General features: G+C 72.5%; 16 protein-coding genes. 2 read left to right on the top strand and 14 right to left on the bottom strand.

The features are described from left to right. Nucleotides 1-127: 127 nt before the first annotated feature. From ispG to ACWD4A_RS14465, 8 genes are all read right to left on the bottom strand, one after another. Nucleotides 128-1,285 carry a flavodoxin-dependent (E)-4-hydroxy-3-methylbut-2-enyl-diphosphate synthase gene (ispG, locus tag ACWD4A_RS14430; RefSeq protein ID WP_451193624.1) on the bottom strand — a complete coding sequence of 386 codons (1,158 nt, stop codon included), beginning with the start codon at nt 1,283-1,285 and terminating at the stop codon, nt 128-130. Nucleotides 1,286-1,426: 141 nt separating this feature from the next. Further along, nucleotides 1,427-2,728: a M50 family metallopeptidase gene (locus ACWD4A_RS14435; RefSeq protein ID WP_451193626.1), complete on the bottom strand. Its 1,302-nt coding sequence runs from the start codon at nt 2,726-2,728 to the stop codon at nt 1,427-1,429. Beyond that, on the bottom strand, nt 2,725-4,002 hold the full coding sequence (gene dxr, locus ACWD4A_RS14440; protein WP_451193627.1) for a 1-deoxy-D-xylulose-5-phosphate reductoisomerase: 1,278 nt from the start codon (nt 4,000-4,002) through the stop codon (nt 2,725-2,727). The genes ACWD4A_RS14435 and dxr overlap by 4 nt, the downstream gene beginning before the upstream one ends. Before the next feature lie 88 nt (nt 4,003-4,090). Beyond that, the gene (locus ACWD4A_RS14445; protein WP_451193629.1) at nt 4,091-6,025 is read right to left on the bottom strand and encodes an acyl-CoA dehydrogenase family protein; all 1,935 of its coding nucleotides are present in this window, start codon (nt 6,023-6,025) and stop codon (nt 4,091-4,093) included. 116 nt (nt 6,026-6,141) lie between these two features. After that, nucleotides 6,142-7,110 carry an NADP-dependent oxidoreductase gene (locus ACWD4A_RS14450; RefSeq protein ID WP_451193632.1) on the bottom strand — a complete coding sequence of 323 codons (969 nt, stop codon included), beginning with the start codon at nt 7,108-7,110 and terminating at the stop codon, nt 6,142-6,144. Nucleotides 7,111-7,305: 195 nt separating this feature from the next. Continuing rightward, nucleotides 7,306-8,751, bottom strand: a complete 1,446-nt coding sequence (locus ACWD4A_RS14455; protein ID WP_451193634.1) for an aldehyde dehydrogenase family protein — start codon at nt 8,749-8,751, stop codon at nt 7,306-7,308. A 293-nt stretch (nt 8,752-9,044) separates the two neighbouring features. Continuing rightward, entirely contained in the window at nt 9,045-10,679 is a 1,635-nt protein-coding gene (locus ACWD4A_RS14460) for a PucR family transcriptional regulator (protein WP_451193637.1), read from the bottom strand. A gap of 115 nt (nt 10,680-10,794) precedes the next feature. After that, nucleotides 10,795-13,260 carry an ATP/GTP-binding protein gene (locus tag ACWD4A_RS14465; RefSeq protein ID WP_451193640.1) on the bottom strand — a complete coding sequence of 822 codons (2,466 nt, stop codon included), beginning with the start codon at nt 13,258-13,260 and terminating at the stop codon, nt 10,795-10,797. Between the two features lie 283 nt (nt 13,261-13,543). Between ACWD4A_RS14465 and gabT the strand changes: the two genes are divergently transcribed. Further along, nucleotides 13,544-14,911 carry a 4-aminobutyrate--2-oxoglutarate transaminase gene (gene gabT, locus ACWD4A_RS14470; protein ID WP_451193641.1) on the top strand — a complete coding sequence of 456 codons (1,368 nt, stop codon included), beginning with the start codon at nt 13,544-13,546 and terminating at the stop codon, nt 14,909-14,911. 135 nt (nt 14,912-15,046) lie between these two features. Then, nucleotides 15,047-15,958: a phosphatase PAP2 family protein gene (locus ACWD4A_RS14475; protein WP_451193643.1), complete on the top strand. Its 912-nt coding sequence runs from the start codon at nt 15,047-15,049 to the stop codon at nt 15,956-15,958. Here ACWD4A_RS14475 and ACWD4A_RS14480 read toward each other — a convergent pair. From ACWD4A_RS14480 to ACWD4A_RS14505, 6 genes are all read right to left on the bottom strand, one after another. After that, nucleotides 15,876-16,346 carry a hypothetical protein gene (locus tag ACWD4A_RS14480; protein ID WP_451193644.1) on the bottom strand — a complete coding sequence of 157 codons (471 nt, stop codon included), beginning with the start codon at nt 16,344-16,346 and terminating at the stop codon, nt 15,876-15,878. The two genes, ACWD4A_RS14475 and ACWD4A_RS14480, sit on opposite strands and share 83 nt — an antisense overlap. 113 nt (nt 16,347-16,459) lie before the next feature. Next, on the bottom strand, nt 16,460-17,872 hold the full coding sequence (locus tag ACWD4A_RS14485; RefSeq protein ID WP_451193646.1) for an NAD(P)/FAD-dependent oxidoreductase: 1,413 nt from the start codon (nt 17,870-17,872) through the stop codon (nt 16,460-16,462). Nucleotides 17,873-17,877: 5 nt separating this feature from the next. Continuing rightward, nucleotides 17,878-18,675: an ABC transporter permease gene (locus ACWD4A_RS14490; protein WP_451193648.1), complete on the bottom strand. Its 798-nt coding sequence runs from the start codon at nt 18,673-18,675 to the stop codon at nt 17,878-17,880. Next, on the bottom strand, nt 18,675-19,643 hold the full coding sequence (locus tag ACWD4A_RS14495) for an ABC transporter permease (protein WP_451193667.1): 969 nt from the start codon (nt 19,641-19,643) through the stop codon (nt 18,675-18,677). The genes ACWD4A_RS14490 and ACWD4A_RS14495 overlap by 1 nt, the downstream gene beginning before the upstream one ends. 50 nt (nt 19,644-19,693) lie before the next feature. Beyond that, the gene (locus tag ACWD4A_RS14500; RefSeq protein ID WP_451193650.1) at nt 19,694-20,860 is read right to left on the bottom strand and encodes an ABC transporter ATP-binding protein; all 1,167 of its coding nucleotides are present in this window, start codon (nt 20,858-20,860) and stop codon (nt 19,694-19,696) included. A gap of 141 nt (nt 20,861-21,001) precedes the next feature. Further along, nucleotides 21,002-22,516 (bottom strand): gamma-aminobutyraldehyde dehydrogenase, encoded by a 1,515-nt coding sequence (locus ACWD4A_RS14505; protein ID WP_451193652.1) that lies wholly within the window; start codon nt 22,514-22,516, stop codon nt 21,002-21,004. Nucleotides 22,517-22,682: the final 166 nt, after the last annotated feature.

A 22,682-nucleotide genomic window follows, 5' to 3' on the forward strand; every position in this document is an offset into this window, starting at 1 on the left:
GGAACAGGTCTTGGAACTCTACCTCTCTGTTCCCCTCGGCACCTCCCCCGGACGCCCTCCGACCGGCCGGGATGCGGCCGTGCCCCGCTCCGGGGAGCGGGGCACGGCCGTACGGGAGTGGTGCGGGTCAGCCGCTGACGCTGACCTCGGGCTCGCCGGAGGCGACGCCGTCCTGCCGCATCTGGTCGGCGATCTTGAGGGCTTCCTCGATGAGGGTCTCGACGATCTTCGACTCGGGGACGGTCTTGATGACCTCGCCCTTCACGAAGATCTGGCCCTTGCCGTTGCCTGAGGCGACGCCCAGGTCGGCCTCGCGGGCCTCGCCGGGGCCGTTGACGACGCAGCCCATGACGGCGACGCGCAGCGGGACCTCCATGCCCTCCAGGCCGGCGGTCACCTCTTCGGCGAGCTTGTAGACGTCGACCTGGGCGCGGCCGCAGGACGGGCAGGAGACGATCTCCAGGCGGCGCTGGCGCAGCCCGAGGGACTCCAGGATCTGCATGCCGACCTTGATCTCCTCGGCCGGGGGGGCCGACAGGGAGACGCGGATGGTGTCGCCGATGCCCTCGGAGAGCAGGGCGCCGAAGGCGACGGCGGACTTGATGGTGCCCTGGAAGGCGGGGCCGGCCTCGGTGACGCCGAGGTGGAGGGGGTAGTCGCACTGGGCGGCCAGCTGCCGGTAGGCGTTGACCATCACGACCGGGTCGTTGTGCTTGACCGAGATCTTGATGTCCCGGAAGCCGTGCTCCTCGAAGAGCGACGCCTCCCACAGCGCGGACTCGACGAGGGCCTCGGGGGTGGCCTTGCCGTACTTGGCGAGCAGGCGCGCGTCCAGGGAGCCGGCGTTGACGCCGATGCGGATCGGGGTGCCGGTCTCGGAGGCCGCCTTGGCGATCTCCTTGACCTTGTCGTCGAACTGCTTGATGTTGCCGGGGTTCACACGGACGGCCGCGCAGCCCGCGTCGATCGCGGCGAAGACGTACTTCGGCTGGAAGTGGATGTCGGCGATCACGGGGATCTGCGACTTCTTCGCGATGACCGGGAGCGCGTCCGCGTCGTCCTGGGTCGGGCAGGCCACGCGCACGATCTGGCAGCCGGACGCCGTGAGCTCCGCGATCTGCTGGAGCGTGGCACCGATGTCCGACGTCCTGGTCGTGGTCATCGACTGCACCGACACCGGTGCGTCGCCTCCGACGGCCACGGAACCGACCTGGATCTTGCGGCTGACCCTGCGGTCGGCGAGCTTGATCGGAACGGAAGGCATTCCAAGCGAAATCGCTGTCATCTGGCGAGCAACCCCAAGGTCTGAATCATGGTCCCGAGATCGGCGGGCTCCGGCCTTCGAGGTTACGGCAAGGCCGGACGGGCTGGAAAATGCGGGTTCGCGCAATCCTGCCCGTCCGGCCATGGAGCCCGGGGGTCCCGGCTAGGTCAGGCGCACCGGGTTCACCACGTCCGCGATCAGCACCAGCAGGGTGAAGCAGACGAAGATCCCGGCCACCACGTAGGCCACCGGCATCAGCTTGGCGACGTCGAACGGGCCGGGGTCGGGGCGGCGGAAGACACGGGCGAAGGCCCTGCGCACGGACTCCCAGAGCGCGCCCGCGATGTGCCCGCCGTCCAGCGGCAGCAGCGGCAGCATGTTGAACAGGAACAGCGAGAGGTTGAACCCGGCGACCAGGAAGAGCATGGTCGCGATCTGCTGCGACGGCGGGATGTCGAGGTTGAAGACCTCGCCGCCGACGCGGGCCGCGCCCACGACGCCCATCGGCGAGTCCGCCTTGCGCTCGCCGCCGTCGAAGGCCGCGTTCCACAGGTCGGGGATCTTGCCGGGGAGGGCGACCAGCGACTCGACGCCGGACTGGACCATGTCGCCCATGCGGTTCACGGACTGGCCGAAGGACTGCTGCACGACCCCGGTCGCGGGGGTGAAGCCGAGGAAGCCCGCCGTGACGTACTGCCCCTTGAGGGGGTTGCCCTTGCTGTCGTACTTCTGGACCTGGTTGGAGATCAGGTCCGCGCCGAGCGTCTTCCGCTCGCCGTCCCGGACGACGGTGATGGTGGCCGGCCCGGTGGTCTTGCGGATCTCCCGCTGGAGGGTCGCCCAGTCGTCGGTCCGGGTGCCGTTGAACGCGACGATCTTGTCGCGCGGCTGCAGGCCCGCGGCCTTGGCCGGGGAGTCCTTGGCGCCCTTGGGGCAGGCGTCGGTCCTGTCGGCCGCCTTGACCACGCAGGCCGAGACGGTGGAGACCTGGGTGGTCTGGGTGTTGATGCCGAAGGACATCATCACCCCGAGGAAGATCGCCACGGCCAGGACCAGGTTCATGAACGGCCCGGCGAACATCACGATCACGCGCTTCCACGGCTTGCGCGTGTAGAAGAGCCGCGACTCGTCACCCGGCTGGAGCTCCTCGAAGGCCGCCGAGCGGGCGTCCTCGATCATGCCGCGCCACGGCGAGGTGGAGCGGGCGCTGAGCTTCCCGTCCGCGCCGGGCGGGAACATGCCGATCATGCGGATGTAGCCGCCGAGCGGGACGGCCTTGATGCCGTACTCGGTGTCGCCCTTCTTCCGCGAGAAGATCGTCGGCCCGAAGCCGACCATGTACTGCGGCACACGGATGCCGAAGAGCTTCGCGGTGGAGAGGTGTCCCAGTTCGTGCCAGGCGATCGAGAAGAGCAGGCCCACCACGAAGACGACTATCCCGAGGACGGTCATCAGTGTTGTCATGCGCGGGCCTCCGAGGTTGCTTTCGCGGTACGGGTCGCCGGGCCCGGCCGCGCTGCCAGTTCACGGGCCCGGGCGCGGGCCCAGGTCTCCGCTTGCAGGACGTCCGGGACGGTGAGGCGAGTTCCCGCGGCAGGGGTGCCGTGCTCCGCCACCACCTCGGCGACGGTATCGACAATGCCATTGAACGGCAGCGCGCCGGACAGGAACGCGTCGACGCACTCCTCGTTGGCGGCGTTGAAGACGGCGGGTGCCGTGCCACCGAGCGTACCTACGTGCCGGGCCAGGCCGACGGACGGGAAGGCCTCTTCGTCGAGGGGGAAGAACTCCCAGGTGGAGGCCGTGGACCAGTCGAAGGCGGGGGCCGCGTCCGGGACCCGCTCGGGCCAGCCGAGGCCGATGGCGATGGGGCCGCGCATGTCCGGCGGGGTCGCCTGGGCGAGCGTGGAGCCGTCGGTGAATTCCACCATCGAGTGGACGTAGGACTGTGGGTGGACGACGACCTCGATGCGCTCGAAGGGGATGTCGTAGAGCAGGTGGGCCTCGATGACCTCCAGGCCCTTGTTGACGAGGGTCGCGGAGTTGACCGTGATCACCGGGCCCATGGACCAGGTGGGGTGGGCCAGTGCGTCCGCGGGGGTGACGGAGGCCAGCTCCGCCTTCGTCCGGCCGCGGAAGGGCCCGCCCGAGGCGGTGACGACGAGCTTGCGGACCTCGGCGCGGGTGCCGCCCAGCAGCGCCTGGAAGAGCGCGGCGTGCTCGGAGTCCACCGGGATGATCTGCCCCGGCTTGGCCAGCGCCTTGACCAGCGGGCCGCCGACGATCAGCGACTCCTTGTTGGCCAGGGCCAGCGTGCGGCCCGCCTCCAGGGCGGCGAGGGTGGGCGCGAGGCCGATGGAGCCGGTGATGCCGTTGAGGACGGTGTGGCACTCGCTGCGGGCCAGTTCGGTGGCCGCGTCGGGCCCCGCCAGGATCTCGGGCAGCGGCTCGGAGCCGTACTGCGCGGCCAGGGCCTCGCGCAGCGCGGGCACCTTGTCGGCCTGGGCGACGGCGACCGTGCGGACCCGCAGCAGCCGCGCCTGCTCGGCGAGCAGTGCCACCCGGCCGCCGGCGGCGGACAGGCCCGTCACCGTGAAGCGGTCGGGGTTGCGGAGCACGAGGTCGATGGCCTGGGTGCCGATCGAGCCGGTGGAGCCGAGGATCACGACCTCGCGCGGTCCGCCCGCGGCGGTGGGGGCGGCGTAGCGCAGATGCGGGTCAGCAAGGGAGTCCGTCATGGTCTCCATTGTTGCGTCTCCCGGCGGAAGGGCGGACAGGGATCCCCCGGCCCGCCCTCCGCGGCGGTGCGTCCGCGCCGGGGCGGGGTCAGCGGATGGGCCGGTGGACGTTCTCCGTCTTCGCCGGGCCCGGGGTGGCGTCGGCGATCCAGGGGCCCTCGCCGCTGGGGTCGACGATGCCGGTCTCCAGCCACTCGTACGCCCCCGACATGACGCCGTCGACGAGCTCGCGGTCGAGGTCGTCGGTGTTGGTCCACAGCCGCCCGAAGAGCTCCTCGACGCGGATCCTGGACTGGCGGCAGAAGACGTCGGCGAGCTCGTACGCCTCGGCGCCGTGGTCGCCCTCGGCACGCAGCCGCTCGGCGCGCACGCAGGCGGCGCTCATGGCGAACAGTTCGGCGCCGATGTCGACGATCCGCCCGAGGAAGCCCTGCTTGGTCTCCATCCGGCCCTGCCAGCGGGACATGGCGTAGAAGGTGGAGCGGGCGAGCTTGCGGGAGGAGCGCTCGACGTAGCGCAGATGGGTGGCCAGGTCGCGGTGGCCGGACGGGTGGAACTCGGTGTAGCTGCGGGGCAGCTGGCCCGGCCCGGCGACGAGCCTGGGCAGCCAGCGGGCGTAGAAGCCGCCCGCGCGGGCGCCCGCCCTGGCCTTGTCGCCCAGGGACTTCTCCGGGTCGATGAGGTCCCCGGCGACGGACAGGTGGGCGTCGACGGCCTCGCGGGCGATCAGCAGGTGCATGATCTCGGTGGAGCCCTCGAAGATCCGGTTGATGCGGGAGTCGCGCAGCATCTGCTCGGCGGGGACGGCGCGCTCGCCGCGGGCGGCCAGCGAGGCGGCGGTCTCGTAGCCGCGGCCGCCGCGGATCTGGACCAGCTCGTCGGTCATCAGCCAGGCCATCTCGCTGGCGTAGAGCTTGGCGAGCGCGGCCTCGATCCGGATGTCGTTGCGGTCCTCGTCGGCCATCTGGCCGGACAGGTCGAGGATGGCCTCCAGGGCGAAGGTGGTCGCCGCGATGAAGGAGATCTTCGCGCCGACGGCCTCGTGCCTGGCGATGGACTTGCCCCACTGCTCGCGGGCGGTGGACCACTCGCGGGCGATCTTCAGCGCCCATTTGCCGCCGGAGACGCACATGGCCGGGATGGACAGGCGGCCGGTGTTGAGGGTGGTCAGGGCGATCTTGAGGCCCGCGCCCTCGGGACCGATCCGGTTGGCGGCGGGCACCCGGACCCGGTGGAAGCGGGTGACGCCGTTCTCGATGCCGCGCAGGCCCATGAAGGCGTTGCGGTGCTCGACGGTGACGCCTTCCGCCGCAGCCTCGACCACGAACGCGGTGATCCCGCCCTTGTGGCCCTCGCTCTTCGGCACCCGGGCCATGACCACGAGCAGGTCGGCGACGACGCCGTTGGTGGTCCACAGCTTGACGCCGTCCAGGACGTAGTCGTCGCCGTCGGGCACGGCGGAGGTCGCCAGCCGGGCCGGGTCGGAGCCGACGTCCGGCTCGGTGAGGAGGAAGGCCGTGATGTCCGTACGGGCGCAGCGGGGCAGGAAGGTGTCCTTCTGCTCCTGGGTGCCGAAGAGCTTGAGCGGCTGCGGCACGCCGATGGACTGGTGGGCGGAGAGCAGCGCGCCGACGACCGGGCTGGCGGAGCCCACGAGGGCGAGGGCCTTGTTGTAGTAGACGGCGGTGAGCCCGAGGCCGCCGTACTTGGTGTCGATCTTCATCCCGAAGGCGCCGAGCTCCTTGAGCCCGTCGACCGTCTCGTCCGGGATCTTCGCCTCGCGCTCGATGCGGGCCCCGTCGATCCGGGTCTCGCAGAAGTCGCGCAGCTTGGCGAGGAACTCCTCGCCGCGCCGCACGTCCTCCAGCGCGGGGGTCGGGTGCGGGTGGATGAGATCGAGCCGGAAGCGCCCCAGGAACAGTTCCTTGGCGAAGCTGGGCTTCTTCCAGTCCTGCTCCCGGGCCGCTTCGGCGACCTGACGGGCTTCGCGTTCGGTGACCGGTCGTACGGATGGTGCGGTCATGAGGCACCTCGCCGCTTCAGTCGGGGCCGGTCGGCTACCGACCGGTGCTACTCGACCGTATGTACCCGATCCTCCGGACGTCTACCAGACCTCGCGCAACGTTCCGGTCCGTCCCCTCAGTCGGCGACCTTGAGGACGATCTTCCCGGAGGTCCGGCCGGTCTCGCCCAGCTCGTGGGCCTTGGCCACGTCGGCCAGCGGCAGCACGGCGGCGATCTCCGTGCGCAGACGGCCGGATTCCACCAACCGGGTGATGCCGCGCAGGCCGCCGAGGTCGGGCTCGACCATGATGCGGGTGGCCCGCAGCCCCTGCGCGCGGGCCTCGGCGCGCACGGCGTCGTCCAGGGGCAGCAGGGAGACGAGGATGCCGCCGGGGCGCAGGGTGCGCAGGGAGCGGGTGGGGTAGTCGCCGCTGATGGATTCCAGGACGGTGTCGACGTCGCGTACGACCTCGGCGAAGTCCTGCTCCCGGTAGTCGATCAGCTCGTCGGCGCCGAGGCCGCGGAGGAAGTCGTGCTTGGCGGCGCTGGCCGTGCCGATGACGTACGCGCCCCGGGCCTTGGCGATCTGTACGGCCAGGTGGCCGACGCCGCCCGCGGCCGCGTGGACGAGGACGCGCTGTCCCTCGCGCACGTCGGCGGTGTCGACGAGCGCCTGCCAGGCGGTGAGCGCGGCGAGCGGCAGGGCGGCGGCCCGGACGTGGTCGAGGCCCTGCGGCCTGGGGGCGAAGTGGCGGGCCGGGGCGGTGACGTAGTCGGCGTAGGCGCCCGCGGGGTGCGGGAAGCGGGGCATGCCGTAGACCTCGTCGCCGGGGACGTACAGGGTGACGCCGTCGCCGACGGCCTCGACCACGCCGGACACGTCGAAGCCGAGGGTGAACGGGACGGTCTCCCCCGTGTAGAAGGAGCCGCGCGCCCGGGTCTTCCAGTCGGTGGGGTTGACCCCCGCGGCGTGCACCCGCACCAGGATCTCGCCCGGAAGCGGCTCGGGGCGGTCGGTCTCGACCAGCCGGAGGACCTCGGGTCCGCCGGCGGTCTCCTGGCTGACGGCGCGCATGCGGGCGGGGGCTGCGGTGGTGGCGGTCATGGCGGTTCGCTCCTCGCGGTGGTGCTGTGTTCGACGGGTTCCAGCCTCGTCGAGCTGCCGCATCCCGACGAGTGGCCTGACTGTCATGGTGCGCAAGGATCGGGCCATGGGCCTCCGCGGGTACGCGAACGGCCGGGGCACCCCCGTGCGCACCCCGGCCGTTCGTGTACCCGCGTGTGGTGACCCCGTATGTGGTTACAGGGCCAGGCCCGTCAGGACCAGCACCCGCTCGTAGGTGTAGTCGTCCATCGCGTACCGCACGCCCTCGCGGCCCACGCCGGACTGCTTGGCGCCGCCGTACGGCATCTGGTCGGCGCGGTAGGACGGGACGTCGCCGACGATCACGCCACCGGTCTCCAGCGCGCGGTGCGCGCGGAAGGCGGTCTGCAGGTCGTGCGTGAAGACGCCCGCCTGGAGGCCGTACGGCGAGTCGTTGACGGCGGCAAACGCGGCGGCCTCGCCGTCCGCCCTGGTGAGGGTGAGGACCGGCCCGAAGACCTCCTCGCAGGCGATCGTCACGTCGGCCGGGACGTCGGCGAGCACGGTGGGGGCGTACGTGGCGCCCTCGCGCTTGCCGCCCGTGAGCAGCGTGGCGCCCGCGGCGACGGCCTCGTCCACCCAGGACTCGACGCGCTTGGCGGCGTCCTCGCTGACCAGCGGGCCGACATCGGTGGCGGCGTCGGACGGGTCACCCGTCACCTGCGCCTCGACGGTGGCGACGACCTTGGGCACGAGCCGCTCGTAGAGCGAGGCGTCGGCGATGACGCGCTGCACCGAGATGCAGGACTGGCCGCCCTGGTAGTTGGAGAAGGTGGCGATGCGCTGCGCCGCCCAGTCGAGGTCCTCCTCGGAGGACCAGTCGGCGAGGACCACGGCCGCGCCGTTGCCGCCGAGCTCCAGGGTGACGTGCTTGCGCGGCGCCGAGTCGAGGATCGACCAGCCGACCGGGCCGGAGCCGGTGAAGGAGATGACCGGCAGCCGCTCGTCCTGGACCAGGGCGGGCATCCGGTCGTTCGGCACCGGCAGCACGCTCCAGGAGCCCGCGGGCAGGTCCGTCTCGGCGAGGATCTCGCCCAGGACGAGCGACGAGACCGGGGTGGCCGGGGCGGGCTTCAGGATGATCGGCGCGCCGACGGCGATGGCCGGGGCGACCTTGTGGGCGCTCAGGTTGAGCGGGAAGTTGAAGGGCGCGATGCCGAGGACGGTGCCGCGGGGGAAGCGGCGGGTCAGGGCGAGCCGGCCGGTACCGCCCGCGTCGGTGTCCAGGCGCTGGGCGTCACCGGCGTTGAACCGGCGGGCCTCCTCGGCGGCCCAGCGGAAGACGGAGACGGCACGGCCGACCTCGCCGCGGGCCCACTTGATGGGCTTGCCGTTCTCGGCGGAGATCAGCTGGGCGATCTCCTCGGTGCGCTCGGTGAGCCGCTTCACGACGTGGTCGAGGGCGGCGGCCCGGACGTGCGCGGGGGTCGCCGCGAACTCGTCCCGCACGGCGTGCGCGGCGGCCACGGCCTCCTCGACCTGTGCCTCGGTGGGCACGCTCACGATGCCGACGAGACGGCCGTCCCACGAGTTCGTGACGTCGAAAGTCTCCTCGCCGTGGGCCTCGCGGCCGGCCAGCCAGAACGCGTGGGGAGCAGTCACGGATTCCTCCGGGGGGTGCAGACGATTTTCGGCTCCCTCACCGTAGGTCCGGGAGGCGCCGGGGTCGCTTGTCCGTCTTGGAGCACGGGGGCGCGGCGGCGCACCGCAATGGCGGAGTGCGGAGCCGGAGCCCGGTCGCGGGCGGCGCTCCTCTTTGCCTGCGGGTCCGTCTGCGGGTTCGTCTGCGGGCCGGCGGGGGTTGCTCGCGCAGTTCCCCGCGCCCCTGACGGGGCGCGATGCCGCCGGTCGTCCTCGGAGCCCCGGACAAACCTCGCCCTCGCCGCCCGCCAGGGCTACTCCCCGTTCGCCGGCGACGTCGCCTTCAACGCCAGCCACAGTTCCATCCGCACATCCGGGTCGTCCAAGGACCGCCCCAGGATCTCCTCGACCCGCCGCATCCGGTACCGCAACGTATGCCGGTGCACGCCCAGATCGGCCGCCGCCGCGTCCCACTGCCCGTGGCGCGAGAGCCACGCCCGCAGTGAGGCGACGAGATCGCCGCGCCCCGTCGCGTCGTGCTCGCGCAGCGCCCGCAGCATGCCGTCCGCGAACGCCCGCACCGCGTCGTCGGCGAGAAGCGGCAGTACGGAACCGGCCGCGACCTCCTCGTGCTCGACCAGGACGCGTCCCCGGCGGCGGGCCACGGAGAGCGCCTGTTCCGCCTGGCGGAAGGCGGCCGCGGCGGCGACGGTCCCGGCCGGGGCCGACAGGCCGACGACGAGGTCGTCGTCGGGGGCGGCCGCGCTGCGGTCCCGGGGCCGCGCCTTCGTGCCGCGGCGCGCCTCTATGGCCCGCGCGTGCTCCGCGCAGGCCGCGACCGCCGCGCCGCCGTCGGACGCGAGGACGACGAGCCGGCCGCCGTCCGGGACGGCCAGGACGGCCTCGGCGACCCGGCCCGCCGCGGTGTCGATCGCGTCCGCGAGCACCCCGAGCGGGTCGGGCGCGCCGTTCTCGCCCTGTTCGCCATCCTCCGTCGCGGCCTCCGCGACGAGCACCCGGAAGGGCGCGTCCAGCAGGCTCCCGTAGAGGTCCCCCGCGACGGCCCGCGCGTGGTCCGGCTCGCCGGCCAGCAGCATCCGCAGCACCGCGGCCCCGAGCCGCTGCTCGGCGTCCTGGAGCGCGCGGGAGCGCTCTGTGGTGAGCGTGAGGAGCGCGATCGCGGACTGCACGGCGTAGCGCTCGGCGGTGCCCAGCGGGGCGCCCGTGCCGACGGCGAGGACGCCGCGGGCCCGGCGGCCCGAGCCCAGGGACTGGAGCTCGACCCGGTCGGCGCCCTCGTCGGCGGGGTCGGAGCCGACGACGGCGGTGGCGGGCGCGGGCCGCTCCCGCAGCCGTTCGACGTCGCGGGTGAGGCGGGCCGCGCGGCGGGCGGCCCAGTCGGGGGCCGCGGCGACGACCGCCCCCGACGCGTCGTACAGCGCGGCCCACCCGTCGAGGTGCGTGGCGAGCCTGGCCAGCAGCGCGGCGGGCCCGTCGGGGGCGAGCGCGGCGCGCGTCAGTTCGCGCTGCGCCTCGAAGCCCGCGGTGACGGCGCGGTACTGGTCGGCGGCCATGGCCGCCGAGACCGCCTTGCTGATGGCGATGAACGGGGTGCGCCGGGGCACCTCCAGCAGGGGCAGGCCCTCCTCCTCCGCGGCCTCGACCAGCGCCCGCGGCACCTGGTCGTAGTGCACGCCGGCCGCGAAGCCGAGGCCGACGACCCCGGCCCGGACCAGCCGTCGCACATAGCCCCGCATCGCCTCCCGGTCCGTCGCGTCGATCTTCATCGCGGTGGTCAGCAGCAGCTCGCCGCCCTCCATCCACGGCACGGGGTCGGCGAGTTCGCTGACGTGCGCCCAGCGGACGGGGGTGTCCAGCCGGTCCTCCCCCGCGAGCACGGCGAGCTTGAGCGCGGAGTGGTGGACGAGCGAGGCGAGGGTGGGAGGCATGGTCACCTTCGGGAGGGACGGCGCAGCGACTGTGCCGTCCCGTATGAACGGCTGCTCCCGATTCTGCCTCAATGGAGGATTCGCCGGGGCCGCGCGGGCCGCGTCCCGCCCGCCCTCACCTCGTCAGGTCGACCAGGACCGGCGGCGCGCTCGCGCCCCGTACGGACGTCACGGACAGCACGGCGTGCCCGGCGGGCACGCCGTGTGCCAGCTCCGAGGCGGACCAGCGCTCGCGCTCGACCTTGCGGACGGTCACGGACTGCGCGGTCACCGCCCGGCCGGTGACCAGCCTGCGCACGATGTGCGTGGCCCGGGTCAGCGGCTCGTGGGCGATGACCTGGCGGTCGGTGATGTCGCGGGTCTCCACCCACTCCTTGCCCCAGACCTCCGCGAACCGCGCGCCGTCCCAGGTGGTCACGCCGGAGAACGCCATCCGGCAGCCGACGGAGCCGAGCAGCGCGCTGCGCAGCGCCTCGGGCACGTCGTCGAGCGTCCGGAGGGTGAGCACGGCCCCGGCGTTGGCGGCCCGGAGCCGCCCCAGGCCGCGCACGGACTCGGGGGTGACGGCGTGGGTCGCGTCGTCCAGGACGAGGCAGGCGAACAGCGAGCGGTCGGCCCGGCCGACCGTGCACTCGGTGAACTGCGCGAGGACGAGCCGGGCCAGCATCCGGGACGCCTCGGCGTGCCCCCGCTCGGGCAGGTCGATGCGGACCCGCAGCGGGTGTTCGAGGGTGCGCAGCGAGAAGGTGCGGCCGGGGCGGGTGGTGTCGAAGAAGCGCGCGAAGGCGGGCCGGTCGAGGAGCGCCAGCCGGTCGGCGAGCATCGGCCCGGCGTCGCCGGGGCGCCGCGACTGCCGTTCGCGGGCGTCGAGTTCCCGTACCTGCGCGTCCTGCCCGGCGGCCGTGAGCGCGGCCCGCAGGGTGTCGAGGGCGGTGGACGGACCGTCGAGGAGTTCGCGCAGCTCCGGGACGGACGGGAAGCGGCCGTGGGCCGCGCGGTAGGGGCCGAGGACCTGCGCGAGCGCGGTCGCGGCGCGCCTGCCGCCCTCACCGGGGAGCGCGGCGGTGAGGTCGCCCACGAGCCCCTCGGCGAGCACCGCGGCGGCCTCGTCGGGGTCGTCCGTGCCGCCGTACAGGTCGAGGTCGTACGCCGAGTCCGGGCGGCCGATCCGCACCACGATGTCGAACGCCTCGTCGGGCGCGAGCCCCGCGCCCGCCGCCCCGACCGCGACGACCGCGGTCCGTCCGGCGAGCGCTTGGAGGCACAGCGACTCCAGCACCGGCCGCACCAGCCGGTCCGTCTTGCCGCAGCCGGGCGGGCCGACGGCGAGCAGCGAGGTGCCCAGCAGCCCGGGGTCGAGGGCGCAGCCCGCGCCGCGGTGCTGGTACGGGTTGCGGTCGTCGTCGGCCGCGGTGCCGATCCGCACCTGCCGGGTGACGAGGTCGTGCCGGGCGACGCGCACGGGCAGGTCGCGCGCCCCGGAGGGGTGGGCGCAGGCGGCGGCGCCGTGCCGCAGCACGGTCTCGGTGAAGTGGGCGAGGCGGCCGGGCCGCGCCCGTACGGACTCCCAGGCGCGCTGGATGCGGGAGTGGTCGACGTCGTTCATCATCCCGGAACCGGCCTCCGCGGCCAGCCGTTCGGCGGCGTCGTGCGCCCCGGCGGCACGCAGTTCGGGCCACTCGGCGGGATCGCCCGCCGCCATGGCGGCGGTGCGGCCCGCGTGGCCGGGCTCGGGCCGGCGGGCCCGCTGGTCGGCGGGGCCGTGGCGGCGCCAGACCTCGCGCCAGCAGCCGACCCGGCAGGCGACGGACAGGAGCAGCAGGGTGAAGAGGACGTAGTACGTGTATCCGGCGTAGAGCCGGGCGAGCGGGTCCCAGGAGTCCGGGGTGAAGGCGACCAGCGGCCAGATCCAGGCGCTGCCGACGGCGCCGTTCCAGCACAGCAGCCACACCACCCACACTCCGGCGAAGGCCAGGACGGCCCGGCCCAGCAGTTGCCGGGGCGCGAGGCGGTCCGGCCGGTCCGGGCTGACGGAGGGCGGCGTCCGGCGCCAGAACCCCTCCCACACGGGCGTGACGAACCGGCGCCACAGTTCGGGCCACCGGCCGACCCGGCCGAAGCCGACGGCGAGGACGCAGACGGCGAGCGCGTAGTAGATGTACGACGCGATCATCCATTCCTCGGTGCCGTCGGTCCACGAGCCCGGTGCCATGGCGCGCAGCGGCCACTTCCAGTACGGACCGAGGTAGCCGTGCCACAGCAGCGACCAGAACAGCCAGCCGCAGAGGAAGGCGATCACCGCGCCGCCGACCAGCTGCCGGCCGGGCACCCGGCCGGGTTCCTCGGGCGCCCTGGGGCGGTGCTCGAAGGCCCAGACGCCGGGCTGCGCGGCGGCGCGCGGGGCGCGCAGCCAGGCGGTGAACGGCGACTCGTGGCCCCCGCGCCCGTCCCCGCGCGCCGGGTGCGGGGGGACGGCGGGCGGCCGCGGCGGCTCGGTGGGCCTCGGGGGTACGGGCGGGCGGCCCGCCGCGTCCCGCGGCCCTCCTGTGCCGGACGGGTCGAACGTGCCCTCGGTGTCCATACGCTGCCCCTCGCCCCCGCCGGACGTCCGTGCGTCCCTGTGGTTCCTCTGCGCGCCGTCGCTCAATCTAATGGGCGTACGAGGGGAGTTCAGGTGACCTGCGGTACGCCACACCCCCGTATGGGCATGATCACTCGCAGGGGAGGCCGGGACGCCCGCCATGTCCGGTACGGACAAGGCGGCCCGCGCACTTCTCCCGAACGGAACATGCCCGAGCGCGTCCGGCGCCCCTAGCCTGCGACTGAAAGCCCGAATGATCTCGTTCACCCCCTGGAGCCCTCTCATGACTGCACTGACCGGAGGCCCGTCCCTCCCCCAGGAGCGCCGCGTCGTCACCGCGATCCCCGGCCCGAAGTCGCTGGAGCTGCAGGCCCGCCGCACGGCCACGGTCGCCGCGGGCGTGGGCTCGACGCTGCCGGTGTTCACCGTGCGCGCGGGCGGCGGTGTGATCGAGGACGTCGACGGCAACTCCCTCATCGACTTCGGCTCCGGCATCGCCGTGACCTCGGTGGGTTCCAGCGCGGAGGCCGTGGTGCGCCGCGCGTCGGCGCAGCTGGCCGACTTCACCCACACCTGTTTCATGGTCACCCCGTACGAGGGCTACGTGGAGGTCTGCGAGCAGCTCGCCGAGCTGACCCCGGGCGACCACGCCAAGAAGTCCGCGCTGTTCAACTCGGGCGCCGAGGCCGTGGAGAACGCGGTGAAGATCGCCCGCGCGTACACCAGGCGCCAGGCGGTCGTCGTCTTCGACCACGGCTACCACGGCCGGACGAACCTGACGATGGCGCTCACCGCCAAGAACATGCCGTACAAGCACGGCTTCGGCCCGTTCGCACCCGAGGTCTACCGCGTGCCGGTGGCGTACGGCTACCGCTGGCCGACCGGCCCGGAGAACTGCGGCCCCGAGGCCGCCGCGCAGGCCATCGACCAGATCACCAAGCAGGTCGGCGCGGACAACGTCGCCGCGATCATCATCGAGCCGGTGCTGGGCGAGGGCGGCTTCATCGAGCCCGCGAAGGGCTTCCTGCCGCGCATCGCGCAGTTCGCGAAGGACAACGGCATCGTCTTCGTCGCGGACGAGATCCAGTCCGGCTTCTGCCGCACCGGCCAGTGGTTCGCGTGCGAGGACGAGGGCATCGTCCCGGACCTGATCACGACGGCCAAGGGCATCGCGGGCGGTCTGCCGCTCGCGGCCGTCACCGGCCGCGCGGAGATCATGGACGCGGCGCACCCGGGCGGCCTGGGCGGCACCTACGGCGGCAACCCGGTGGCGTGCGCGGCGGCGCTCGGCTCCATCGAGACCATGCGCGAGCTGGACCTCAACGCGAAGGCCAAGCGCATCGAGGAGGTCATGAAGGGCCGCCTCTCCGCGATGCAGGAGAAGTTCGCCGATCACAAGACATGCATCATCGGTGACATCCGTGGCCGCGGCGCGATGATCGCGATCGAGCTGGTGAAGGACGCGGAGTCCAAGGAGCCCGCCCCGGAGGCCGCCGGCACGCTGGCGAAGGCCTGCCACGCGGAGGGCCTGCTGGTCCTGACCTGCGGCACCTACGGCAACGTGCTGCGCTTCCTGCCGCCGCTGGTCATCGGCGAGGACCTGCTGAACGAGGGCCTGGACATCATCGAGGCCGCGTTCACCCGCCTGTAACCCCCGGTAATGAAGCGGTAACGGCGCCTTGGGTTCGTCTTGGGTCCGTCAAGGGGTGAAGAACCTGTGCGGGGCGGGTGGGGGTGGGGTGATCCGGCTGTCCGGACGCCCCGCCCTGCCGTACGGTTTCTGCAGATGAACGCACCACCCCGTCCGCAGGGAACTGCGGACACCGCCGAGTCGGCACATCCCCATGACCGGCCCGGCCGTGCCTTTGCGCACGACCCCACCGGAGCTTCCGGCTCCGGGCATCCTCACCGATCGGACGGCCGCCCGCCCCATACCCCCCGGGGCGCGCGGCACCCCGATCACCACGGCGGCCTCGGAACCTCCCCCCCTGTTCCGGGGCCGTCGGCCAAGAGGCTTCTCAGGACTTTCCTCTTCCCCGGTCTGTGCGTCCTGCTGTTCGCGCTGCTCACCTGGCAGGTCGTCACGCACGGCCCGCTGCGCGCGTTCGACGAGCGCGTGGGGCGCGCCGTCTCGGGGTCGGCCTTCCCGGGCGGTGTCGCCCACTTCCTCGCGGATCTCGGCAACCTGACGGTCGCGCTGCCCGTGCTGGCGGCGGCCATGGCCGTGACGGCCCTGCGCGCCCCGCGCGGCAGGCGGTGGCTGCCGCCGCTCTGCGCCGCGCTCACGACGGCCGTCGTGCCCGCCCTGGTCGTCCCGGTCAAGGACGCCGTCGCCCGGCCCGGCCCCGCGGCCATGGCGGGCGCGCCCGACGGTTTCTTCCCGTCCGGGCACGCGGCCACGGCCGCGGTCGCCTACGGTGCCGCGGCGCTGCTGTTCCTGCTCCCGCGGCCCGGCCCGGCCCGGGGACGCCGGCGGGTGGCCGTGGTGGCGCTGTATGCCGTCGTCAACGCCGGGGTGGCCGTGGGGCTGGTCCGGTGCGGCTACCACTGGCCGCTGGACGTGCTCGGCAGTTGGTGCCTGTCGGGGGTGCTGCTGTGGGGGCTGGCCCTGGCGCTCACCCGTCGTCCTCCGGCCGGTCGGCCGCGAGGAACGCGACCGCCTCGTGCATCGACAGCTCCAGCGCCGCCGGGTCCGTGAGGGTGCCCGTGCCGTCCGGCGGCACGATCCAGCGGATGCCCGAGCAGGCCCGGCCGGGGTACGGGACGACGACCCAGCCGCCGGTGCCGACGGCCCGCACCCCGGTGGCCACCCAGCTCGCCGCCGTGCCCGGCGGGACGAAGAAACCCATCCGGCTGTCCCCGAAGTCGGCCAGGACGGGGCCGACTTCGTCGGTGCAGCCCGTCAGGACGTCCAGCGTCGGATAGCCGAGCTCACTGGCCAGGATGAGCACGTCCCAGATCCGCCCCGCGGGCAGCAGGGCGATTCCCAGGGGGTTGCGCTCCCACTCCCACCGGCAGGTGCCGGGGTGGGGCGCCGCCGACGCCAGCCACTCCACCGCGCTCCGCGTCCCCGCTCCGCCGCTCATGGGTCCTCCGCTCCGTGTCCACTTGTTCTGCTTTCACGGATGAGAGGGCGCGGACGGCGAATCATTACGCGGGTTTCGCGTACGTCCTGTCGTCAGGTGCGTATGTCCCGTCGTCAGCTGTCGAAGCCCATGCCGGCCTTGTCCATGGCCTTGAGCCAGAGGTTGCGGCGGCCGCCGTTCTCGTCGGCGCGGGTCATCGACCACTGGGTGATGCCGATGCCCATGGACCGTACGGGCTCGGGCGGGAACGGCAGCGGCTTGCTGCGGACCATCCTCAGTTCCGTCCGCTCGGTGCGCTCCCCGCTCAGCAGGTCGAGCATGACGTCCGCCCCGAAGCGGCTGGCGCCGACGCCGAGTCCGGTGTAGCCGAGCGCGTAGGCCACCCGGCCGCCGTGGGCGGTGCCGAAGAAGGCGGAGAAGCGCGAGCAGGTGTCGATGGCACCGCCCCAGTTGTGGGTGAAGCGCACCCCTTCGAGCTGGGGGAAGCAGTGGAAGAAGTGCTCGGCGAGCTTCTGGTACGTGGCCGGGTGGTGGTCGTAGTCCGCCGAGACGGCACCGCCGTAGTGGTAGACGATGTCGTAACCGCCCCACAGGATGCGGTGGTCCGGCGTGATGCGGAAGTAGTGGAAGTGGTTGGCGGCGTCGCCGAGGCCCTGCCGGTTCTTCCAGCCGACGGCGGCGCGCTGCTCCTCGTCGAGCGGCTCGGTCATCAGCGCGTAGTCGTAGACGGGCGCGATGAACGGCCGGACGCGCTTGACGAGCGACGGGAAGGCGTTGGTGCCGAGCGCGGCGTGACGGGCGAAGACGCGGCCGTACGGGGTGCGGACGGCGACCCCGGCGTTGCGCGAGGAGAGCCCGGTGCCGGGCGTGTGCTCGTAGATCCGCACGCCCAGCTCCAGGCAGACGCGCTTGAGGCCCCAGGCGAGCCGGGCGGGGTGCAGCATGGCCACGCCGGTGCGGTCCCAGAGGCCTGCGAGGAAGGTCGGGGAGTCGACCTCGGCGCGCAGCGCGTCGCGGTCGAGGAACTCGTGGTCGGGCAGGCCCAGTTCGGCGACCTCGTCGGCCGCCTCGCGCAGCTCCTGGACCTGGTGCGGGGCGGTGGCGATGTCTATCTCGCCGGTGCGCTCGAAGCCGCAGTCGATGCCGTGGCGGGCGACGGTGGCCTCGATGTCGTCGAGGTTGCGCCGCCCGAGCCGTTCCAGGGCGGTGAGTTCTTCGGGCCAGCGGGCCTGGCCGTTGGCCCAGCCGTGGGTGAGGGAGGCGGAGCAGAAGCCGCCGTTGCGGCCGGAGGCGGCCCAGCCGACCTCCTGGGCCTCTATGAGGACGACGTCCCGGGCCGGGTCGCGCTCCTTGGCACGGAGCGCGGTCCACAGTCCGGAGTAACCGCCGCCGACGACGAGCAGATCGGTGTGCTCGTCGCCGACGAGCGCGGGGAGCGCCTCCGGCCGGGAGGGGTCGTCGAGCCAGTACGGCCGGGGGGCGGCGTCAGAAAGTGATTGCGCAGGGTTCATGGCACGCGGGGCCATGGGTCTCAGCTCCTTTTTCGGCGCCTGCCGACCAGCTGACCGGCAAGGACGCACAGCACGGCGATGCCGAACATCGCCGTTCCGATGACATTGATTTGAACGGGTGTGCCCCGTTGTGCGGCTCCCCAGACGAACATGGGGAAGGTCACAGTCGAACCGGCGTTGAAATTCGTAATGATGAAATCGTCGAAGGACAGGGCGAACGAGAGCAGGGCGCCCGCCGCGATCCCGGGGGCGGCGATGGGCAGGGTGACCCGCAGGAAGGTCTGGAACGGGGTGGCGTAGAGGTCCTGCGCGGCCTGCTCCAGGCGGGGGTCCATGGACATGACCCTCGCCTTCACCGCCGTCACCACGAAGCTCAGGCAGAACATGATGTGGGCGATGAGGATGGTCCAGAAGCCGAAGGTGACGCCCATGTTGAGGAAGAGGGTGGCCAGCGAGGCGGCCATGACCACCTCGGGCATCGCCATCGGCAGGAACAGCAGGGTGCTGACGGAGGACCGGGCGCGGAAGCGGTAGCGGGCCAGCGCGAAGGCGATCATCGTGCCGAGCACGGTCGCCCCGATGGTCGCCCAGACGGCGATCCGGAGGCTGAGCGAGAGCGAGCCGCACAGGTCGGCGACGTCGCAGGGGTGGGTCCAGGCGTCGGTGGAGAACCGCTGCCACTCGTAGTTGAAGCGGCCGTTGGGCTTGTTGAACGAGAAGACCGTCACGATCACGTTGGGCAGGATCAGATAGGCGAGGGTGCCGAGCCCCCCGATCACCACGAGGTTGCGGCGCAGCCAGCGCGTCACCGTGCTCATCAGACGAGCTCCTCCGTCCCGGACTTGCGGATGTACACCGTGACCACGGCGAGGATGGCGGCCATCAGGATGAACGACAGGGCGGCCGCCGTCGGGTAGTCCAGGACGCGCAGGAACTGCGACTGGATGACGTTGCCGATCATCTTCTGGTCGGTGGAGCCGAGCAGTTCGGCGTTGATGTAGTCGCCGGTGGCGGGGATGAAGGTGAGCAGGGTCCCCGCGACGACGCCGGGCATGGACAGCGGGAAGGTCACCTTGCGGAAGGTGGTGAGGGGCTTGGCGTAGAGGTCCCCGGCCGCCTCGTGGAGCCGTGGGTCGATGCGTTCGAGGGACGTGTACAGCGGCAGGATCATGAACGGCAGGAAGTTGTAGGTCAGGCCGCAGACGACGGCGAGCGGGGTCGCGAGGACACGGTGTCCCTCGGTGACGCCGAGGGCGTTGGTGAGGTCGAGGACGTGCAGGGTGCCCAGCGCGGAGACGACGGGGCCGCCGTCGGAGAGGATCGTCTTCCAGGCGAGGGTGCGGATCAGGAAGCTGGTGAAGAACGGCGCTATGACCAGGATCATCAGCAGGTTGCGCCAGCGGCCCGCCTTGAAGGCGATGAGATAGGCCAGCGGGTAGCCGAGGGCCAGGCAGAGCACGGTGGCGGTGGCGGAGTAGGCCACCGAGCGCAGGAACTGCGGGTAGTACTCGGCCAGGGCGTCGCTGTAGGTGGCGAAGTGCCAGGTGACCTTGAAGCCCTCTTCGAGCGATCCGGTCTGTACCGAGGTGGACGCCTGGTAGACGAGGGGCGCGGCGAAGAAGACGAGGAGCCAGAGGATGCCGGGGAGCAGCAGCCAGTAGGGGACGAGCTTCCGGCGGCGTGCGGCCTTGGTGACGGCCGGGGCCGTGACGGGCGCTTCCGCGGCGGGGGTGGTCGTGGTCCTCGCACCTGCCTTCTCGTTCGCTTCTCCGCCCGCGAGGCGCAGAGGTGCGGCGTTCTGTGTCGTCTGCGGCCCGTCGGCCTCGCGTGCGTCGCTCACGTCCCCTCCCCCGCGTCCGTGCCCGCCTCGACGCTCTGCGCCGCGTCCAGGCCGAAGCTGTGGCCGGGGTTCCAGTGCAGGACGACCTCGGCGCCGGGGACGAGCCTGCTGTCGCGCTCGATGTTCTGCGCGTAGACGGACAGGCCCATGGAGACGGGGCTGTCGACGAGGTACTGGGTGGAGACGCCGATGAAGCTGGAGTCCGCGATCCGGCCGGTGACGCGGTTGCGGCCGTCCGGAACGGTGTGCGCGTCGTCGGCGTGGGTGAGCGTGATCTTCTCGGGCCGTATGCCGATCAGGAGCTGCCCGCCCGCGCGGGCGTCGGCGGTACATCGTGTCGCCGGAAGGGTGAGTTTGGTATCGGAGGCCCGCAGAAGGATGTCGTCGCCGGAGGTGCCGACGACGTCGGCGGTGATGAGGTTGGAGGTGCCGAGGAAGTTGGCGACGAAGGTGGTGCGCGGGGTCTCGTAGAGATCGGCGGGGGCGCCCATCTGCTCGACCCGGCCGCCGTTCATGACCGCGACGGTGTCGGCCATGGTCATGGCTTCCTCCTGGTCGTGGGTGACGTGCACGAAGGTGATGCCGACCTCGGTCTGGATGCGCTTGAGCTCGAGCTGCATCTGACGGCGCAGCTTGAGGTCCAGGGCGCCCAGGGGCTCGTCGAGGAGCAGCACCTGCGGGTGGTTGATGAGGGCGCGGGCGACGGCCACGCGCTGCTGCTGGCCGCCGGAGAGCTGATGGGGCCTGCGGCGGGCGAAGTCGCCGAGCTGTACGAGGTCGAGCATGTCGCCGACCTGCTGCTTCACCGACTTGATGCCGCGGCGGCGGAGCCCGAAGGCGACGTTCTCGTAGATGTCGAGGTGGGGGAAGAGCGCGTAGCTCTGGAAGACCGTGTTGACGGGCCGCTTGTGCGGGGGGAGGGCGGTGACGTCCCGGCCCGCGAGCTCGACGGTGCCGGCCGTGGGGTCCTCCAGCCCGGCGATCATGCGCAGCGTGGTGGTCTTGCCGCAGCCGGAGGCGCCGAGCAGGGCGAAGAACGAGCCCGCGGGGATGGCGAGGTCGAGCGGGTGGACCGCGGTGAAGGCACCGTAACGCTTGCTGATGCCGTTCAGGCGGACGTCCGTGCCGTTGCTGCTGACGGTGGATGCGGTTGCTGCTGTCATGGTCTGGTCCTGGGGTTCGGGGGCCGGGCCGGGGGCGCTGGGGGACGGTGGTCCGTGTCGGGGGACCAGAAGATTGTCGCTGCAAAGAGCCGGTGCGACGTCATCGCACGCCGGGGCCCGCTGCCGGGGGCCGGGGAAGCGTCACCCCGTGCCGAGAACGGTCCGGTGCCATGGCTTCCGCGCGATCCCCGTGTTGTCGAACATGACGTGCTTCACCTGCGTGTATTCCTCGAAGGAATAGGCCGACATGTCCTTCCCGTACCCCGATGCCTTGTAGCCCCCGTGCGGCATCTCGCTGATGATCGGGATGTGGTCGTTGATCCATACGCACCCGGCCCCGATCTCCCGGGTCGCCCGTCCCGCGCGGTACACGTCCCGGCTCCACGCCGACGCGGCCAGCCCGTACGGGGTGTCGTTCGCGAGCGCGATCCCCTCGTCGTCGCTGTCGAAGGGCAGCACGGCGAGGACCGGTCCGAAGACCTCGTCCTGGACGATCTCGCTGTCCTGGGCGGCGCCGGTGACGAGCGTGGGGAGGTAGTACGCGCCCTTCGCCAGTTCGCCGGCGGGGGCGTCGCCGCCGGCGACCACGGTGGCGTACGAGCGCGCCCGGTCGACGAATCCGGCGACCCGGTCGCGCTGCGCGTGCGAGATCAGCGGCCCGAGGTCGGTGGCGGGGTCGAGGGGGTGGCCGAGCCGCACGGTCGCCATCAGGTCGGCGACGCCGGAGACGAACGCCTCGTACAGCGGCCGCTGGACGTACGCGCGCGTGGCGGCCGTGCAGTCCTGGCCGGTGTTGATGAGCGCGCCGGCGACGGCGCCGTGGACGGCCGCCTCCAGGTCGGCGTCGTCGAAGACGACGAAGGGGGCCTTCCCGCCGAGTTCGAGGTGGAGCCGTTTGACGGTGCCGGTGGCGATCTCGGCGACCCGCCTGCCGACGGGGGTGGAGCCGGTGAAGGAGGTCATGGCGACCGACGGATGGCCGACGAGGTGCTCCCCCGCGACCCGGCCCGCGCCGCTGACGACGTTGACGACGCCGTCGGGGACTCCGGCGTCGGTGGCCGCGCGGGCGAACATCAGGGAGGTCAGCGGCGTCAGCTCGGCGGGCTTGAGGACGACGGTGTTGCCGGCGGCGATCGCGGGGAGCACCTTCCACGCGGCCATCTGGAGGGGGTAGTTCCAGGGCGCGATCGAGCCGACGACGCCGATCGGCTCGCGACGGACGTACGAGGTGTGGCCGGCGCTGTACTCGCCGGCCGACCGGCCCTCCAGGTGCCGGGCGGCCCCCGCGAAGAACGCGGCGTTGTCGACCGTGCCCGGCACGTCGAACTCGGTGGTGAGCCGGATCGGCTTGCCGCACTGCGCCGATTCGGTGCGCGCGAGCTCGTCGGCCCGCTCGGCGAGCACTCCGGCGAAGCGGTGCAGCGCGTCGGACCGTTCGCCGGGGGTGGCTCCCGCCCAGGCGGGGAAGGCCCGCTCCGCGGCGGCCACGGCCTCGTCCACGTCGGCGGGACCGGCCAGCTCGTAGCCGAGGAGCTCCGCTCCGGTGGCGGGGTCGACCACCGCGTGCCTGCGGCCGGAGCTCCCGGGCCGCAGCCGTCCGCCGATGTACTGCGCACCCTCGGCGAACTGTTCCGTGATGTCGGGCAGTTGATCCATCGCGCACTCCTCCGCCGACCGCAGGGGACCCGAGTAGGCGTAGCTCCAACCGGATTTGATCGCCGATCCTGACAGAGGATGACCATGGCAACAAGGGATTCCGTCGCAGTGTTTTGAAAACGCGACGAATTCAGTGATGGACGACTGTCGGCACACAGGGCACCGG

This window comes from Streptomyces sp. NPDC002537 (genome assembly GCF_053594975.1).

Excerpts from the sequence above, each read along its gene's own strand:
- ACWD4A_RS14485 (WP_451193646.1), bottom strand. The coding sequence starts at position 17,872 with ATGGCCCCGCGTGCCATGAACCCTGCGCAATCACTTTCTGACGCCGCC.
- ACWD4A_RS14500 (WP_451193650.1), bottom strand. The coding sequence starts at position 20,860 with ATGACAGCAGCAACCGCATCCACCGTCAGCAGCAACGGCACGGACGTC.
- ACWD4A_RS14435 (WP_451193626.1), bottom strand. The coding sequence starts at position 2,728 with ATGACAACACTGATGACCGTCCTCGGGATAGTCGTCTTCGTGGTGGGC.
- dxr (WP_451193627.1), bottom strand. The coding sequence starts at position 4,002 with ATGACGGACTCCCTTGCTGACCCGCATCTGCGCTACGCCGCCCCCACC.
- gabT (WP_451193641.1), top strand. The coding sequence starts at position 13,544 with ATGACTGCACTGACCGGAGGCCCGTCCCTCCCCCAGGAGCGCCGCGTC.
- ACWD4A_RS14445 (WP_451193629.1), bottom strand. The coding sequence starts at position 6,025 with ATGACCGCACCATCCGTACGACCGGTCACCGAACGCGAAGCCCGTCAG.
- ispG (WP_451193624.1), bottom strand. The coding sequence starts at position 1,285 with ATGACAGCGATTTCGCTTGGAATGCCTTCCGTTCCGATCAAGCTCGCC.
- ACWD4A_RS14505 (WP_451193652.1), bottom strand. The coding sequence starts at position 22,516 with ATGGATCAACTGCCCGACATCACGGAACAGTTCGCCGAGGGTGCGCAG.
- ACWD4A_RS14475 (WP_451193643.1), top strand. The coding sequence starts at position 15,047 with ATGAACGCACCACCCCGTCCGCAGGGAACTGCGGACACCGCCGAGTCG.
- ACWD4A_RS14480 (WP_451193644.1), bottom strand. The coding sequence starts at position 16,346 with ATGAGCGGCGGAGCGGGGACGCGGAGCGCGGTGGAGTGGCTGGCGTCG.
- ACWD4A_RS14490 (WP_451193648.1), bottom strand. The coding sequence starts at position 18,675 with ATGAGCACGGTGACGCGCTGGCTGCGCCGCAACCTCGTGGTGATCGGG.
- ACWD4A_RS14450 (WP_451193632.1), bottom strand. The coding sequence starts at position 7,110 with ATGACCGCCACCACCGCAGCCCCCGCCCGCATGCGCGCCGTCAGCCAG.
- ACWD4A_RS14460 (WP_451193637.1), bottom strand. The coding sequence starts at position 10,679 with ATGCCTCCCACCCTCGCCTCGCTCGTCCACCACTCCGCGCTCAAGCTC.
- ACWD4A_RS14465 (WP_451193640.1), bottom strand. The coding sequence starts at position 13,260 with ATGGACACCGAGGGCACGTTCGACCCGTCCGGCACAGGAGGGCCGCGG.